This window comes from Inquilinus limosus DSM 16000, from assembly GCF_000423185.1.
Taxonomy (GTDB): Bacteria; Pseudomonadota; Alphaproteobacteria; order DSM-16000; family Inquilinaceae; genus Inquilinus; species Inquilinus limosus.
The window spans coordinates 36,751-53,399 of sequence record NZ_KE383986.1 but is presented as its reverse complement, the minus strand read 5'-3'; the positions used below and the strand labels follow the sequence as shown (position 1 = coordinate 53,399).

Below are 16,649 nucleotides of genomic sequence, written 5' to 3'. Positions count from 1 at the left end.
CGATATTGACGCCGCGCCATTCCCGGCTTTAGCTGTTAAGACGCAATAACGTCACATACTTCGTTATTGCGGAATAACGGGAGGCCGGGATGACCGACATGCTGGTCAAGCTCTACGCGCTGGAGCCGCCGACGGCATCGCGTGCCGCGATGCAGGCGGCCGGCATCACCATCCGTCCCGCCATCGCGCCGGAGAAGCGCGCCGTCGCGCAATGGGTGGCGGAGCGCTTCGGCGACCGCTGGGCCAGCGAGGTCGAGGTCGCCTTCGCCCATCAGCCGGTCGGCTGCCTGGTCGCGGTCAAGGACGGCGTGCTGCTGGGCTTCGCCTGCCACGACGCCACTGCCCGAGGCTTCTTCGGCCCGACCGGCGTCGACCCCGATCAGCGCGGCAGGGGAATCGGCGAGGCCCTGCTGCGCGAGACCATGCAGGCGATGCGCGGACAAGGCTACGCCTACGCCGTCATCGGCGGCGCCGGCCCCACCGCCTTCTACGAGAAAATCGTCGGCGCGATCGCGATTCCGGGTTCCACAAGTGGTCTATACCACGGCATGATAGGCTCCAAGACGGAGTGATCCGAAGGGCACGGCCCCGACCTCGGCGGGCCGCCCATCGCAGACACGGGAGGTTCAACGGTGACCGCAGCACCCAGCCGGCCGCTCGCGCTCGTCCTCGGCATCCAGCGGCCGACGCTGTCGGCGGACGAGCTGGCCTTCTTCCGCGAGGCCAACCCCTACGGCCTGTTCCTCGGCCGCCGCAACATGAAGGACCCGCAGCAGCTGCGCGCCCTGTGCGCCGCCTTCCGCGAGGCGGTGGGCCGGCCGGACGCGCCGGTGCTGACCGACCAGGAGGGCGGCCGCGTCTCGCATCTCGATTCCGGCGCTTGGCCGCTGTTCCGCAGCTTCCGCAGCTTCGGCCGGCTGGCCGAGACCGACTTCGCCGCCGCCAGGCGCGCCATCCGCCTGTCCTCGGTCGCCATGGGCCGGATGATGCGCGACGTCGGCCTGAACAGCGCCTGCTCGCCCGTCCTCGACCTGCTCATCCCCGGCGCCGATGCGGTGATCGGCGAGCGCGCCTTCGGCGGCGATCCGGAGCTGGTGGCGGCGCTGGGCCGCGAGGTGGTGGACGGCTTCCTCGAGGTCGGGCTGATCCCGGTGATGAAGCACATCCCCGGCCATGGCCGCGCCACCGAGGACAGCCACAAGACCCGGCCGGTGGTGACCGCCGACGCCGCGACCCTGGACGCCACCGACTTCCTGCCCTTCGCCAAGCTGCGCGACACGCCCTGGGCGATGGTCAGCCACATCGTCTACAGCGCCTTCGACCCCGACCGCCCGGCCTCGGTCTCGCCGGTGATCACCCGGGAGGTGATCCGCGGCCGTCTGGGCTTCGAGGGCGTGCTGATCTCCGACTGCGTGTTCATGAACTCGCTGCAGGGCGAGGTGCATGACCGCGTCGCCCAGGTGCTGGACGGCGGCTGCGACATCGCCCTGCATTGCCATGGCGAACTGCCGGAGATGCAGCGCGCCGCCGTCCGCGCCCGGCCGCTGAGCGACGCCGCGGTCGCCCGGCTGGAAGCGGCGGAACGGCGGCTGGGCGCGGCCGCCGCCGATGTCGGGGCGCTGCACGCCGAGGTCGAGGCGTTGCTGGCCGCGGCCTGACCGCACCGGCGGCCGGCAGATCAACGATCAACGACAAAACGAAGGCATGGAGGCCAATGTCATGAGGCAGAAGAAGTCGGCATTCCTGCTCGCGGCCGCGCTGCTGGCGGCGACGAGCGCCACCGCCCCCGCCCAGTCCACCCTGTCGATGCTGATCGAGGAGGAGACGAACTGGGTCCGCAACTTCAACCCGTTCAACCGCACCTCATACCGGCAGAGCACGATGGATTTCATCTACGAGCCGCTGGTCGTGTTCAACAAGATGCAGAACAACAAGGTCTACTACCGCCTGGCCACGGCAATGAGCCTGGCGGACGACCTGAAGGCGGTCACCTTCGACCTGCGCGAGAACGTGAAGTGGTCGGACGGCCAGCCCTTCACCGCCGACGACGTGGTGTTCAGCTTCGAGCTGATGAAGAAGTTCCCGGCGCTGGACTTCAACAGCATCTGGCAGGTGATCGACGGGGTGGAGAAGCTGAGCCCGACCCAGGTGCGCTTCACCTTCAAGGCCCCGACCGCGCTGGGGCCGGAGAAGATCGTCGAGATGCCGATCGTGGCGCAGCACGCCTGGAAGGACGTGGCCGACCCGGTGACCTATCTCAACGAGAACCCCATCGGCACCGGGCCGATGACCGAGATCACCCGCTTCACCCCGCAGGTCTATGAGCAGTGCCGCAACCCGAACTACTGGGACGCGGCGTCGCTGAAGGTGGACTGCCTGCGCTTCCCGCAGATCGCCACCAACGACCAGGCGCTGGCCGCGGCCAAGGCCGGCGAGCTGGACTGGTTCGCCTCCTTCCTGCCGGACATCGACAAGACCTATGTCGCGGCGGACAAGGAGCATCACGGCTACTGGTTCCCGCCGGGCAGCCTGGTCGCCGTGGTGATGAATCTGGAAAGCCCCAACCCGGCCAACCGCAAGGCCTTCGACAGCGTCGAGTTCCGCCGCGCCGTCAGCATGGCGATGGACCGCGACGCCATGGTCAACGTCGCCGGCTACGGCTATCCGACGCTGAACGACGACCCCGGCACCTTCGGCAAACGGTTCGAGAGCTGGGCCGACCCCAAGGTGCGCGAGACATACGGCAAATACACCCAGTACGACCTGGAGGCGGCCAAGGCGCTGCTGGACCAGGCCGGCTTCAAGGACAAGGACGGCGACGGCTTCCGCGACACGCCGGACGGCGAGAAGCTGTCCTTCGACCTGATCGTCCCGAACGGCTGGACCGACTGGATCAGCACCTCCCAGATCGCGATCGAGGGCCTCAACCAGATCGGCATCGACGTCAAGCTGGCGACGCCGGACGGCGCGGCGTGGCGCCAGAGCCTGCTGGACGGCAAGTTCGACATGGCGCTGAACTCCTGGTACGTCGGCGCCACGCCCTACTACCAGCTGGACGACGCCTTCCACTCCCGCAACAAGGGCAAGACGCGGTTCACGGCGCAGCGCTTCTTCGACCCGAAGCTGGACCAGCTGCTGGACGCCTATACCCAGACCACCGACGACGCCAAGCGCAAGGACCTCCTGGACCAGGCGCAGATGCTGCTGGCGGAGAAGATGCCGGTGGTGCCGATCTACAACAACCCGCTCTGGTACGAGTACAACTCGAAGCGGTTCACCGGCTGGGCCACCGCCGACAACCCCTTCGTCAGCCCGCAGAACTACGATCCCAACCACGACCGGCTGCTGCACCTGCTGGCGTTGCGGCCGGTGCAGTAGGGCTGTGCGGGCAGGCCGCCTGAAGAGGCCCCCCCTGCCCTTCTCTTCTTGTCATCCTCGGGCTTGACCCGAGGATCCAGGGCCGCCGGAACCGCTCTCGATGGCCTCTGGATTGCCGGGTCAAGCCCGGCAATGACAGACCAAAGGAAGCGATGCCGCGAATACACCGCCTCGTCACCACAGCCGGATGACCTGACCACATGGCCTTCGTCGCCCGACGACTGATCTTCTACATGGTCGCCTTCCTGGTGGCCGCGAGCATCAACTTCCTGATCCCGCGGCTGATGCCGGGCGACCCGATCGACATCATGTTCTCGCAGTCCGGCACCCGGCTGTCGGTCGAGAACCTGGCGGCGCTGAAGGCCACCTTCGGCTTCGTCGACGGCCCGCTGTGGCAGCAATACCTGGCCTATCTCGGCAGCATCTTCACCGGCGACCTCGGCATGTCGGTGAAGTACTTCCCGACACCCGTATCCGACGTGCTGGGTCGCGCCCTTGTCTGGACTCTGGTGCTGATGGGCGGGGCCACGGTGCTGAGCTTCACGCTCGGCACGCTGCTCGGCATCATCGCCGCCTGGCGCCGCGGCAGCCGCTTCGACGTCGTGGTCTCGACCACCGCCATCGTCTCGATCGCCACCCCGGCGGTGGTGGTGTCGCTGCTCGGGCTGTTCCTGTTCGGCTTCACCCTGCAGTGGTTCCCGACCGGCTACGCCGCCGATCCCGGGATCGACCCGGCCCTCTCCGCCGACTACGTCCTCAGCGCGCTGTACCACGCCGTGCTGCCGATCCTGACGCTGTCGGTGGTGCTGACCGGGGACTTCCTGGTCACCATGCGCAACAACATGATCAACCTGCTGGGCGAGGACTACATCACCATGGGCCGGGCCAAGGGCCTGGCCGACCGGCGGGTGATGCTGATGTACGGTGCCCGCAACGCCCTGCTGCCCGGCGTCACCAGCCTGGCCATCGCCATCGGCAAGATCCTGGGCGGGTCGCTGGTGACCGAGGTGGTGTTCAACTATCCCGGCCTCGGCAACACCCTCTTCAAGGCGATCCTCGGCCGCGATTATCCGGTCATCCAGGGCCAGCTGCTGATCATGACGCTGGCGATGCTGGCCGCGAACTTCCTGGCCGACATCGCCTATGCCTGGCTCGACCCCCGGCTGCGCAGGAGCTGAGAGATGCGGATGATCCTGGCCGCCCTGTCCAACCGCAAGGCCGCGATCGGCCTCGTCATCGTCGTCTTCCTGGTGGTGACGGCGCTGATCGCGCCGCTCTTGACCGACTACAACCCGTCGCGCCGGGTCGGCCGGCCGCACGAGCCGCCCTCGGCGGAGCACGTCCTGGGAACCACCCGCAACGGCTACGACGTCTTTTCCCAGCTGACCTACGGCGCCCGCACCTCGCTGGCGGTCGGCTTCGGCGCCGGGCTGCTGATCACCGTGATCGGCACCGCGGTCGGGATCGCGGCCGGCTATCTCGGCGGGAAGACCGATGAGGTGCTGAACTTCGCGACGAACGTCGTGCTGGTGATCCCGAACCTGCCGCTGCTGCTGGTGCTGGCCGCCTTCATCGGCCAGGCCAGCCCCTGGGTGATCGCGCTGATCATCGGCGCCACATCCTGGGCCTGGGGCGCGCGCGTGACCCGGGCCCAGACCTTCGCGCTGCGGGAGAAGGAGTTCGTTCGCTCCGCCGAGATGATCGGCGAGCCGCGCTGGCGCATCATGCTGGTCGAACTGCTGCCGAACCTGGTGTCGATCGTCGGCATCAACTTCATCGGCAGCGTGATCTATGCCGTGATCACCGAGGCGACGCTGGAGTTCCTCGGCCTCGGCGACCCGCAGACCATCTCCTGGGGCATCATGCTGTTCAACGCGCAGAACGCCTCGGCCATGGCGGTCGGCGCGTGGTGGGAGCTGCTGGCCCCCTGCGCCGCCCTGGCCCTGCTGGGCGCCGGGCTGTCGCTGCTGAATTTCGCCATCGACGAGGTCGCCAACCCGCAGCTGCGCATCGGCCGGTCGATGGCGCGCTGGAAGCGGCTGGCCCGGCTGCGGGAGGCGCGGCCGTGAGCCCGGATGTGACCGCGGCCCCGCCGCCCGAGCCGCTGCTGTCGGTGCGCGGCCTGACCATCGATTATGTCGGCGACCGCGGCGACTTCCGGGCGGTCGACGACGTCAGCTTCAACATCGGCCGCGGCGAGGTGTTCGGCCTGGCCGGCGAATCCGGCTGCGGCAAGAGCACCATCGCCTTCGCCATCACCCGGCTGCACAAGCCGCCGGCTCTGATCAGCGCCGGCGACATCCGCTTCGACGGGCAGGACGTGCTGCGCCTGGACGGAGAGGCGCTGCGCCGCTTCCGCTGGCGCGAGGTCGGCATGGTGTTCCAGAGCGCGATGAACGCCCTGAATCCGGTGCTGACCATCGAGGCCCAGTTCCGCGACGTGCTGGCCGCCCACACCGGCTGCAGCCGGGCCGAGGCGCGGGAGCGCGCGGCCGAGCTGATGCGCATGGTCGACATCGACCCGGCGCGGCTGCGCGATTATCCGCACCAGTTCTCCGGCGGCATGCGCCAGCGCATCGTCATCGCCATCTGCCTGGCCCTGAACCCGAAGCTGATCGTGATGGACGAGCCGACCACGGCGCTGGACGTCGTGGTCCAGCGCGAGATCCTGCAGCAGATCGACGGGCTGCGGCGAAAGCTGGGCTTCTCGATCCTGTTCATCACCCACGACCTGAGCCTGATGGTGCAGTTCTGCGACCGCATCGGCGTGATGCTGAAGGGCAAGCTGGTCGAGGTCGGGACGGCGCAGCAGATCTTCCGCGCCCCGGCCCATGACTACACCCGGAAGCTCTGGGCCTCCTTCCCCTCGGTGCACGGGGCCCGCCGCACCACGCTGCAGGACGTGGCGGAGGCGTCATGACCCACACGCCCATTCTCGCCCTCGAGCGCGTCGGCAAGCGCTTCGGCCCGCTGCAGGCGCTGGACGACGTCTCGATCGACCTCCATGCCGGCCGGGCGCTGGCGCTGGTCGGGGAGTCCGGCAGCGGCAAGACCACCTGCGCCCGTATCCTGATGCTGCAGCACCAGCCGACCGCCGGCCGGGTGCTGTTCCGCGGCCAGGACGTCGCCACGCTGAACGGCAAGGCCGAGCTGCTGGCCTATCGCCGCGCGGTGCAGATGGTGTTCCAGGACCCGTTCGGGTCGCTGAACCCGGTGCACACCATCTTCCACCACATCGCCCGCCCCCTCGCCCTCCACGCCGGCCTGGCCGACCGCCGCGCCCTGCGCGCCCGGGTGATGGAGCTGCTGGCGGCGGTGGAGCTGGAGCCGGAGACGACGGCGGCGAAGTATCCGCATCAGCTCTCCGGCGGCCAGCGCCAGCGGGTCAACATCGCCCGCACCCTGGCGGTCGGCGCCGAGGTGGTGCTGGCGGACGAGCCGACCTCGATGCTCGACGTCTCGATCCGGCTCGGCGTGCTCAACCTCCTGGAGCGGATGAAGCGCGAGCGCGGCATCGCCTTCCTCTACATCACCCACGACATCGCCACAGCGCGCTACGTCGCCGAGGAGATCGCGGTGATGTATGCCGGGCGGATCGTGGAATGGGGCGACACCGGCGCCGTGATCGATGCGCCGCAGCATCCCTATACTCAGCTTCTGCTCTCCGCCGTGCCGGACCCGGAGCGGCCGTTCCACGGCGAGGCCTCGCAGCTGCAGTCCGAGCTCGTCGCCCAGGCCCGCGAGGCCGCCCGCCTTCCCAGCGGCGTGCGACAAGTGGCGGGCAACCACTTCGTCCGCGCCGCCTAGGAAGGCCGTCCGGCGCCTGCCATATCGACGCCACCATCGGCCCGGAACCTGCATTCGCTGTAGGCCTTGGGGGCAGGAGATGGGGCATTTTCTGCGATGGCGGACGCAGCCGACGATCGCGCTGCTGGCGGTCCTCGCCGGCTGCGGATCCGATTGCAACATCCTGTCCAGCTCGAACAGCTCAGGTTGCGATGCCATGCTGGCCGGCGGCATGATCCTGTCCGCCCCTGTCGTCCTTCCCGCCCTCGCGGTGCAGGGGCTGGCGCAGGATGCGGAGGACAGCGCCACCTTCCGCCACATGACGGACAAGGTCCGTGCTGGAGAAATGGCGGCGCTGCGGCAGTGCACCATCGCCTGCAACAGCATGGCCGCCGACGTCGTCGGGCCGGAGGAGCGGCACGGGCTGCGTGCGGAGGCCGCGCGGGCCCTGATCGCCGCAGCCGGCCCGGCCCCCCAGCCGCAGGATGTCGTTCCGCTCGTCGTCGCCTACGACCTCGTCTCGGAGCAGGAGACGCCGGCCGGACGGATCGCCATCGACGAGGCCGCGGTGCGTAAGGCCTATGACCTGCTTCGCCGGCCGGATTTCGAGCCGCTGGCCCGGCGGAGCCCATGGACGCCGTATGGCGGGTTCGATTCGGTGGTGAACTCCGTCTACGGGAAGCACCTGGCCCTGCGGACACGCTCCCTTCCCTCGTCCGAGACGGACGCATTCTTCAGGCGATGCGCAGCCACGGTGCGCTCGGCCTATCCCTCGCCATATAAACCAAGGGCGTCCGCGATCTGCTCGACGGCATACCAGGCGACATATGCCGCCGACCCGCCCGGGGAACTCAGGAAGATCTGGATCGAGGCCGATTTCACCAGCATGCGCGGCGGTCCGGTTCGTCCGCGCCGTCCGGGCGCATGACCCGGTCAGGCTGAGTCGCCGGCCGCTTCGGCGCCTTCTCCGGCATGCTTCAGGCCATTGAGATAGGCGCAGAACATATCGGCCATGGCGTTGGCGTAGGTCTCGATCTCCGCGGGTGTCCGGGGCGTCTCCGAGAAGCGCTTCCCCACCTCGCTCAGCGTCGTCGTGATCAGATCGCCGGCCAGTTCGCGGATCGTTTCCGAGGCCTCGGGCAGCACCTCACGCATGAAGGCCTCGACGGCGCGGTCTCCCGACGCCCTCGCCTCCTGCGCCTCGGGCGCGTCGCGATAGAGGGGAGCGGCGTCGTCGAGCGCAGTACGGATCTCGGCCTCGTCGCATTCCGAGCGGATGAAGGCGTGGACCAGGGCGCGCAGCCGTTCGAGCGGCGGCCTCCGGACATCCTCGAGGATGCCGCGCAGCAGCTCGGTCGTCCGCCGCCACTCGTCGCTCTGGAGCCGGAAGAGGATCGCCGCCTTGTTCGGAAAGTACTGGTAGACCGACCCGACGCTGACTCCGGCCTTCTCGGCCACCCGCGCCGTGGTGAAACGCTGCGCGCCCTCCTTCGCCAGAACCTGAACCGCAGCCTCCAGAACCGCGGCGACGAGCCCGGCCGAGCGGGCCTGCTGCGGCTGCTTTCGTGAGGAAATCGAAGGGCTTCGGCGATCGGACATCAGGGCGCGCGGCAACGCGAATAGGGAACCTGACGCATTAGTCGTATTTCTGGTCCGGCGCAACGACGCGCTCACCCCAGACCGGAGACCTGCATGACCACCCTGACCGCCAACCCGCTTGCGCCGCTGCTGGACCGCCTGTTCGACGAGTCCTCCAGGGCATGGTCGGCGGCGCCTCCCGCCGTGGCCGACCTCTCGCCCGAAGAACGGGATCGCCTGATGCGAAGCAAGACCGGCTACCTCGACTTCTACGGACACCTGAAGGATCTTCCGCTCGCGGTCTCGCGGGAGATCGGCGTGCTGCTCTACATGCTGGCGCGAGGCTGCGGCGCGCGCACGATCGTCGAGTTCGGGACCTCGTTCGGCATCTCGACCCTGCATCTCGCCGCGGCCCTGCGGGACAATGGCGGCGGCCGCCTGATCACCACCGAGTTCGAGCCGTCCAAGGTGGCGCAGGCCCGGGAGAACCTGACGGCCGGCGGCCTCATCGACCTGGTGGAGATCCGGGAGGGAGACGCCCTGCAGACGCTGGGCGGCGACCTTCCCGAAACCATCGACCTGCTTCTGCTCGACGGCGCCAAGGCGCTCTATCCCGAGATCCTGAGCCTGGTGGAGGGTCGCCTCAAGCCGGGCGCCTTCATCGTCGCCGACAACGCCGATTACAGCCCCGACTACCTGGCGCGCGTGCGCTCACCCGCGAACGGCTACCTGTCCACGCCCTTCGGCGAGGATGTCGAGCTGTCCATGCGGATCGGCTGAGCGCAAGGCTCGAAAGCCGTCCGGAGGCGGCTTCGGCCGCCGCGCCGACCGGCTTTGACCCCGGTTGATGGTGACGGGGGGCGGCCTGTACCCTGCCGCCGCCATGATCGAGACGCACGCGCCGAGCGACGGGCAGGTGGAGCAGTTCATCCGCGACGGCTTCGTCCGGATCGACCGGGCCTTCCCGCCCGAGGTGGCGGCGGAGGCGCGGGCCATCCTGTGGCGCGACCTGCCCTGCGATCCCGACGACCCGGCGACCTGGACCCGGCCGGTGGTGCGGCTGGGCTTCTACGGGCAGGAGCCGTTCCGGGCGGCGGCGAACACGCCGGTGCTGCACGCGGCCATCGACCGGCTGGTCGGCCGGGGCCGCTGGATCCCGCGCCGGGACCTCGGCACCTTCCCGGTGCGCTTCCCGCACCACAAGAGTCCCAATGACGACGGCTGGCACGTCGATGTCAGCTTCCCGGGGCCGGACAGCGACCCGGACGAGAGGCAGGACTATTCGTCCTGGCGGGTCAACGTCACCTCACGCGGCCGGGCGCTGGTGATGCTGTTCCTCTTCTCGGATATCGGCCCGCGCGACGCGCCCACCCGCCTGCGCGTCGGCTCGCATCTCGACATGGCCCGCTTCCTGGCCCCGGCGGGCGAGGCCGGCGTGTCGAGCCCGCGGGTCGACCTCGTGGGCGCCGGCCGGCCCGAGGCGCTGGCGACCGGCGAGGCCGGCACCGTCTATCTCTGCCACCCCTTCATCATCCACGCAGCGCAGAAGCACCGGGGCACGGCGCCGCGCTTCCTGGCGCAGCCCTCGCTGGCCCTGGCCGAGCCCTGCCGGCTGGACCGGGCGGACAGGGCCTATTCGCCGGTCGAGACCGCGATCCGCCGGGCGCTCGGCATGGCCTGACCGGGCTCGGTCAGAACCGATAGGCGACCCGCCCCAGGCCGGCGTGGGAGGCATAACCGTCGCCGACGCCGGCACTGTACTGGAGCCGGAAGTCCCAGTTCGCGCTGCTGAGCAGCTCGGCTCCGAGGGTGAACCTGCCCAGCACATCCGGGATCGGCGTCTCGGCCCGGAAGCCCCGGCTCCCCGGCTGATCCGCGAACCGCGCGGTCGCCGCCCAGTCTCCGTTGGCGTTGAGCTCGACGCCCGCACTGGCGAACGGACGCAGCACCGCGGTCGGGCCGATGGGGATGCGCCCGCCCACCTCGACCGCGGGGATCGCGGCGAAGGTCATTGCCCCCTCCGCCTCGACGTCGAGATTGAACGGGCCGGCTCCCGTCTCCGTGTAGCCGTCGCTGTGCACATAGGTCAGGTGCAGGTCGAGGCGGGGCTGCACGTACCAGGCCTCGACGGGCACCTGATAGGCAAGACGCGCATGCGCGCCGACATGCCAGACATTCGGCGAGGCATCGGCGGTCCCCCGGAAGCTGCCGGCCTCGACCGCGCGCCTGCTGTCGTACCAGCCATAGCCGAAGTCGAGCGCACCCGAGGCCTGCCACGGCCCGGTCTGGTAGCGGAGGATGGCGCCGAGCAGCAGGCTGTCGCCGCTGACCCGCGAGCTGCCGGCATCGCCACGGAAGCTGCTGCTCTCGTAGCCGATGGAACCGCCGAGGAACCAGCCGGGTGCGACCTCGCGCTGTCCGCCGGCCTGCAGGGTCCAGGCGCTGGTGTGATAGCCGAGCGCGTCGCCCGTGCTGTCCTGGTCGGCGACGCCGCCGAAGGCGCGCGCCCAGGCGCAGCTGACTTCGTCCTGCGTCACGCCGGCGCCCTCGAAGGTCGCGCACTCATCCAGCATGTTGGTGACGAAGCCGTGGCTCGAGCTGTAGCGGAAGGCCGCGATCGCCCCGACCGTCTGCCCGGACAGGCTGTTCAGTGCCTGCGCGTAGCTGCCCCCGTCCCCGACCCCGACCAGGGCCGTGAAGCCCTCATCGAGCGTCGCACCGCTGTCCCAGAGCCGCTGCAGATGCGCCGCCACCCGACGCTGGTTGCGGCCCAGCGGGCCGGCCGCCGCGCTGAACTCCGCCACCGGCTGCAGCTGCAGGCTATTGTCGGACTGACGCGTGTCGAAGCGATAGAGATAGGTCCGGCTGGCCTCGAGGTCGGGATCGACCGTCAGCCCCTCCGTCGCGCTCAGCACCGTCACGGCGCGGTTGGCGAGGCTCACCGGATGCACCTCCACCGTGCCGTCGAGGCGGGCACTGCCTTGCACGTCGAGTTGATCCGCCGCGCCGGTGCTGTGGTTCGTCTCCACCACCAGGCGGCCCGTGGCGCTCTGGGCGAGATCGCCCTCGAGCGTGGTCCTGCCGATCCGTCCGCCGCCACCGACGAGCAGGGAGCCGGCGTTCCGCAGGACGCCGCCGTTCCCGAGCGCGATCGCCGTCGGGGCATCGACCACGCCGCCCGACCAGTTGTCGAGGAGGCTGCCGGAACCGCCGGAGAGCTTGACGTCGCCGGTGATCCGCCCGGTGTCGGTATTGGTAACGGCGGTATTGCTCGACGGCGTGTCGGCCAGGATCGCGATCCCTCCGTTAACCCCCAGGATCTGGCCTGCGTTGTGGATCCGGTTCCCGGTGCCGCCCAGCAGCCGGATGGCCGCGTCGTCCCGCTCCGAGGCCTCCTGGCCGCTGCCGTCGGGCGCACCGCCCCGAACCTGCGAGGTTTGATCGATCGAGATCTGGATCGGACCGGACCCGGTTCCGGCGCTCTGGGCGAGAATCCCCGCCGAGCCCACCCCCTCGGCGAAGACCAGGGTGTCGGCCAGCGAGACCGTCACGCCGCCGCCTGTGCCGGCGCCGCCGGCGGTACCCCGCGCCTGGATGTGAGCGCCATTGGCGACGTAGTTCACCAGCCCGCCGCCGCCGCCGACGCTCTGCGCGAAGATGGCCGGGGCGTATTTGCCGGTGGTCTGGATGAGGGCGCCGTCCGCCGTGACCGAAACGGCGCCGCCATTCCCCGAGTTCAACGCCACCAGGTTGCGGGGGATGCCGAGCGCATAGGTCCCCACTGCGGACAGATCTCCGGCGATGCCGCCGCTGCCGCCGACGCTCTGGGCCAGCACCCCGTAGGCGCCGTCGCCGGCCGTCGTAATCGCCGCTCCCGACTGCAGTTGCACGGTGACGGGGCCACCGCTGCCGCCCGCGCCGCCCTCGGGGGGCGCGGGCTGCAGATGGACCTGGCCGCCGACCGCGATGCCTCCGCCGCCGCCGACCGACTGCGCCACAATGGCGTGTGCGTCCAGCCCCGACGTCTCGACGGGGCCGGCGGCCGCCGTGACCTGGACCTGCCCGCCGTCGCCGCCGACGCCGCCCTGGCCGCCGAAGGTCAGCGCCAGCCCGTGGATGTCGCCGAGCCGCCCCTGCGGGTTCACGATGATCTTGGAGGGGTCGAAGGTCTGGTCGGTGGTCATCGTGCGCGCCAGGCCGCCGCTGCCGCCGACGCTCTGCGCCAGGATGGCGATGCCGTGCTTGCCGGTCGTGGTGATGTTGCTGCCGGTGCCACCGCCGGTGGTCACGCTGACGGCGCCGCCATTGCCGCCGGTGCCGCCACTGCCCCCGACGCCGACCGAGAGGCTCTTGAACGAGCCGCTGACCGTCCCGGCCGCCGCCCCTTCGCCACCGCCGCCGCCGACGCTCTGGGCGAAGAGGCCGAACGCCGCGACGCCCTGGGTCAGGATCATGCTGCCGGTGCCGTTGACGACGGTAACGGTGCCGCCCGCGCCCCCGCCGCCGCCCTTGCCGCCGACGCCGATCGCAGTCTGGTACGCTTTGTCGTTGGTCGCCGCGCTCGTCGAAGTCGCCGCCCCGGCACTCCCCCCGCCGCCGCCGACGCTCTGTGCGTAGATCCCGTCCGACTGCGCGCCGAAGGTGATGATCGAGCCGGTGTTGGTCGCGGTCGCGGCGCCGCCGTTGCCCGCGGCTCCGCCGCTGCCGCCGACCGAGACCGAGACGTCGATCTGCTTGCTGGTGCCGATCTCGGACTCGCCCGCCTGCGGCTGCGAGAAGATCTCCTGCAGCTCGTCGATCGTCGCCTCGATCTCCTTGCCGATCTGGCCGATCTGCAGAATGCCGTCGCCGAGGTCGGTGACCTGCTGATTGATGTTCAGCCCGCCCGCCAGGATGTTGAACAGCGCCTTGGCGTTGGACACGGGGTTGACGCCGCCGGCGGTCGCGCCGCCTTTGCCGCCGGTGCCGCCACCGCCGCCGACGCTCTGCGCGAAGATCGCGACGGCGTCGGTGCCACGGGTGACGATGCTGCCGCTGTTCTGCACCGTCGCCGTGTTGCCGTTGCCGCCGGCGCCGCCCTTGCCGCCGACGGCGACGGCGACGGCGATGTTGCCACCGTTCGCCGTGGCGGTGCCGCCGCCGGCGGCGCCGCCACCGCCACCGACACTCTGGGCGAACACGCCGACGGCACCATCGCCGCGGGTCGTGACGGCGCCGCTGTTGGTCAGGCCAAGGGCGCCGGCGTCCCCGCCGGTGCCGCCGCCGCCGCCAACTGCGACGGAGGTGCCGAAGCTGAGCTTGGCCTGGTTCGCGAAGGCGGTGGCGTCGCCGCCACCACCGGTTCCGCCGCCGCCGCCGACGCTCTGTGCGAATACGCCGTAGGCGTCCTGGCCCAGGGTGGCGATCAAGCCCGAGTTGGCGATGGTCACCCCGCCGCCGGTGCCGCCGGTGCCGCCGGAGCCACCGACCGCCACGTCGATCGAGACCGACAGCCCGCCCTGGTTGTTGCCGCCCGCATAGGAGGCGGCCGTGGCGTCGCCCGCCGCCCCGCCGCCGCCGCCGACCGACTGCGCCATCACCCCGATCGCCCCGTCGCCGGCCGTGGTGATCAGTCCGGAGTTGTTGAGCCCCACGGCCCCACCGATATTGCCGGAGCCGCCGGCGCCGCCCGTTGCCACGGCGACCGAGATCGCCGGGATCCGCCGGTTCGGCGAGATGTCCACCGCACGCGCCGCCGCCGCCCCGCCGCTGCCGCCGCCGCCGCCGATGCTCTGGATCAGGACGCCGTGCGCGTCCGCGCCGTAAGTCGTCACCTGTGCCGTGTTGCCGACGGACACGTCGCCCGCCGCGCCGCCACCGCCGCCGCTGCCGCCCACGGAGACGGACGCGAGCGGCAGGACACCGGCCTGGAACGACACCGCTGAACCGCCTTTGCCGCCGCCGCCACCGATCGATTGCGCCTGGATCCCGGCGGCGTGGTCGCCGTAGGTGGTGATGAGCGCATCGCTGCTAATGTTCACCGGGCCGCCGGCCCCGCCGCTCCCGGAATTGCCGCCGATCGCCATTGAGATCAGCCCGACCCCAGTCGTGGACGCGCTTCCGCCCGCCCCGCCCGAGCCGCCGATGCTCTGGGCCAGGATGCCGGCGCCGCCGAGGGTGCTGGTCGAGGCGAACACGCCCTTCGTAAGATCCAGCCCTATAGCTCCCCCATCTCCGCCGAGTCCGCCGACGCCGCCGATGACGATCGAGGCGCCAACGTCAACAGTGGTTGCGTCGCCGCCCGAGCCGCCGCCGCCGCCGATGCTCTGCGCCAGCAGGGCGGCGCCATTCTTGCCAGTGGCGATCACGGAGGCGTTGGGCGCGCTGGCCAAGACCGTGCCACCATTGCCGCCGGCCGCACCATCCCCGCCGGTGCCTCCGATGCCGAAATCCGCGCCTGCCCCGGCACCGCCGCCGCCGCCGATGCTCTGCACCAAGCCCCCATGCGCGAAATTGCCCGAGGTCCGCACCGCGCCGGTGCTCGTCGCATTGCCGAGGGTAAGCGTCGCGTTGCCGCCGATACCGGCGAGTCCGCCGCTTCCGCCCTCACCCGTGAATCCCGAGGCGCCGCCGCCGGGCCCGCCCCGACCACCATTGGCCTGGACGAGAATGCCCTGTCCGTCGACCTGACCGGTGATCCCCGCGCCGTTGTAGGTCACGCTGCCGAGGACGGTGACGATGGCCGTTCCGCCATTGCCTCCGTTGCCGCCCGTGCCACCGCCGGACCCGAGCGACGGGCCAGCCAGGCCACCGCTGCCGCCGTTACCGCCGTTCGCCCGTGCGAGGATTCCGGCGCCGGGCGTCTGGTGGGACAACTGATTGATGGTGATCGCGCCATCGGCCAGGGACACACTGGCCATCCTGCCGGCGCCGCCAGCACCGGCATTGCCGCCGGTCAGGCCGGTTGCGTCCACCGCCTGGCCGCCATCGCCGCCCGCCCCTCCAATCGATTGCGACCATAAACCGAATTGCCCGGTCTGGACGGTGCCGCCGACCCACTGCAGGACCGCCGGGCCGCCGGCTCCGCCGGCGCCACCATTGCCGCCCGTGGCCCCGGTCAACCGATCGACAAAGGAGGTGGCGAGGCCGCCGATGCCGCCCCCGCCCCCAACGGATTGCACCGTGACACCTTGCACCGCGGCGCGGACAGAACCGCTGGCGGTAACCGTCAGAGAGCCGCCATTTCCACCCGGGCCGCCATTCCCAGCGAATTTTCCAAAGGCCCCACCACCCGAGGTTGTGCCGCCTTCCCCTCCGGCGCCACCTTGCGCCGTCACGACTAGAGCCTGGTCTGCCAAGCCTTGCGTCGGATCCGGAACGAAGTTTCCGTTGAAGATCACCGTGGCCGGACCGGCGTTGCCGCCGGCACCTCCGTCGCCGCCCGGCGCGAACTCAAAGACCGCGTTGCCGGCGGTGCCGCCCAGCCCGCCCCCGCCGCCCGTACTTCCGATAGTTGCGGCGGTCGTTGGATTGAAATCGTTGAACTGGGCACCAATGAGCGTCAGAGAGGAATTGGTGCTGGTGACCTGTCCACCAGGCTGTCCTGGACCGCCGGGGCCGCCGGATTGGTCATCGCCACCATTCGTTCCACCGCAGCCGCCGATGCCGACCGAGCCCACCGTCGGATAGGGCGTCGAGGGGCTGAAGCTCCGGTCGGCGAAATTCGCCGTAACCGCAGGCGGCGGAGACGGATTGCTGTTGGAGTTGCACTGCGCCTGCGCCGCGGCGGGGACTATGATCTCCGCGAACGCGATGCCGCCAAGCGCCAGGGCGATCCATGACCCGAAGCGGCGCTCCACCGTTGCGAAGGATCCGGTTGCCACCATCGCTTCCCCCATGCGGGCCGGATGACGACCAGTCCGCCACGA

12 protein-coding genes are annotated in these 16,649 nt (G+C 70.4%); 10 read left to right on the top strand and 2 right to left on the bottom strand.

Features of this window, described 5'->3' with window-relative positions; all coding sequences use genetic code 11:
• The first annotated feature begins 89 nt into the window (after window positions 1-89).
• From G537_RS0131860 to G537_RS0131825, 8 genes are all read left to right on the top strand, one after another.
• Complete coding sequence (locus G537_RS0131860) at window positions 90-572, top strand: GNAT family N-acetyltransferase (protein ID WP_026873483.1); 483 nt, start codon at window positions 90-92, stop codon at window positions 570-572.
• A 60-nt stretch (window positions 573-632) separates the two neighbouring features.
• Window positions 633-1,658, top strand: coding sequence for a glycoside hydrolase family 3 N-terminal domain-containing protein (locus G537_RS0131855; RefSeq protein WP_026873482.1), 1,026 nt, complete (start codon window positions 633-635; stop codon window positions 1,656-1,658).
• Between the two features lie 61 nt (window positions 1,659-1,719).
• The gene (locus G537_RS0131850; RefSeq protein ID WP_026873481.1) at window positions 1,720-3,378 is read left to right on the top strand and encodes an ABC transporter substrate-binding protein; all 1,659 of its coding nucleotides are present in this window, start codon (window positions 1,720-1,722) and stop codon (window positions 3,376-3,378) included.
• A 200-nt stretch (window positions 3,379-3,578) separates the two neighbouring features.
• On the top strand, window positions 3,579-4,556 hold the full coding sequence (locus tag G537_RS0131845; protein ID WP_026873480.1) for an ABC transporter permease: 978 nt from the start codon (window positions 3,579-3,581) through the stop codon (window positions 4,554-4,556).
• 3 nt (window positions 4,557-4,559) lie between these two features.
• Window positions 4,560-5,447: an ABC transporter permease gene (locus G537_RS0131840; RefSeq protein WP_051249400.1), complete on the top strand. Its 888-nt coding sequence runs from the start codon at window positions 4,560-4,562 to the stop codon at window positions 5,445-5,447.
• The gene (locus G537_RS0131835) at window positions 5,444-6,298 is read left to right on the top strand and encodes an ABC transporter ATP-binding protein (protein ID WP_211230583.1); all 855 of its coding nucleotides are present in this window, start codon (window positions 5,444-5,446) and stop codon (window positions 6,296-6,298) included. Before G537_RS0131840 ends, G537_RS0131835 begins: the two co-directional genes overlap by 4 nt.
• Window positions 6,295-7,185 carry an ATP-binding cassette domain-containing protein gene (locus G537_RS0131830; protein WP_026873477.1) on the top strand — a complete coding sequence of 297 codons (891 nt, stop codon included), beginning with the start codon at window positions 6,295-6,297 and terminating at the stop codon, window positions 7,183-7,185. Before G537_RS0131835 ends, G537_RS0131830 begins: the two co-directional genes overlap by 4 nt.
• A 196-nt stretch (window positions 7,186-7,381) precedes the next feature.
• On the top strand, window positions 7,382-8,092 hold the full coding sequence (locus tag G537_RS0131825) for a hypothetical protein (RefSeq protein ID WP_155888873.1): 711 nt from the start codon (window positions 7,382-7,384) through the stop codon (window positions 8,090-8,092).
• Between the two features lie 5 nt (window positions 8,093-8,097).
• Here G537_RS0131825 and G537_RS0131820 read toward each other — a convergent pair whose 3' ends face one another.
• Window positions 8,098-8,778 carry a TetR/AcrR family transcriptional regulator gene (locus tag G537_RS0131820; protein WP_425402319.1) on the bottom strand — a complete coding sequence of 227 codons (681 nt, stop codon included), beginning with the start codon at window positions 8,776-8,778 and terminating at the stop codon, window positions 8,098-8,100.
• A 78-nt stretch (window positions 8,779-8,856) separates the two neighbouring features.
• Here G537_RS0131820 and G537_RS0131815 point away from each other — a divergent pair, with 78 nt between their 5' ends.
• A complete protein-coding gene (locus G537_RS0131815) occupies window positions 8,857-9,522 on the top strand; it encodes an O-methyltransferase (RefSeq protein ID WP_026873474.1) in 666 nt (221 codons plus the stop codon).
• A 67-nt stretch (window positions 9,523-9,589) separates the two neighbouring features.
• Complete coding sequence (locus tag G537_RS0131810) at window positions 9,590-10,423, top strand: phytanoyl-CoA dioxygenase family protein (RefSeq protein WP_211230582.1); 834 nt, start codon at window positions 9,590-9,592, stop codon at window positions 10,421-10,423.
• 10 nt (window positions 10,424-10,433) lie between these two features.
• On the opposite strand, the gene G537_RS44115 is transcribed toward G537_RS0131810, so the two are convergent.
• Window positions 10,434-16,607 carry an autotransporter outer membrane beta-barrel domain-containing protein gene (locus tag G537_RS44115; RefSeq protein ID WP_155888872.1) on the bottom strand — a complete coding sequence of 2,058 codons (6,174 nt, stop codon included), beginning with the start codon at window positions 16,605-16,607 and terminating at the stop codon, window positions 10,434-10,436.
• Window positions 16,608-16,649 lie beyond the last annotated feature (42 nt).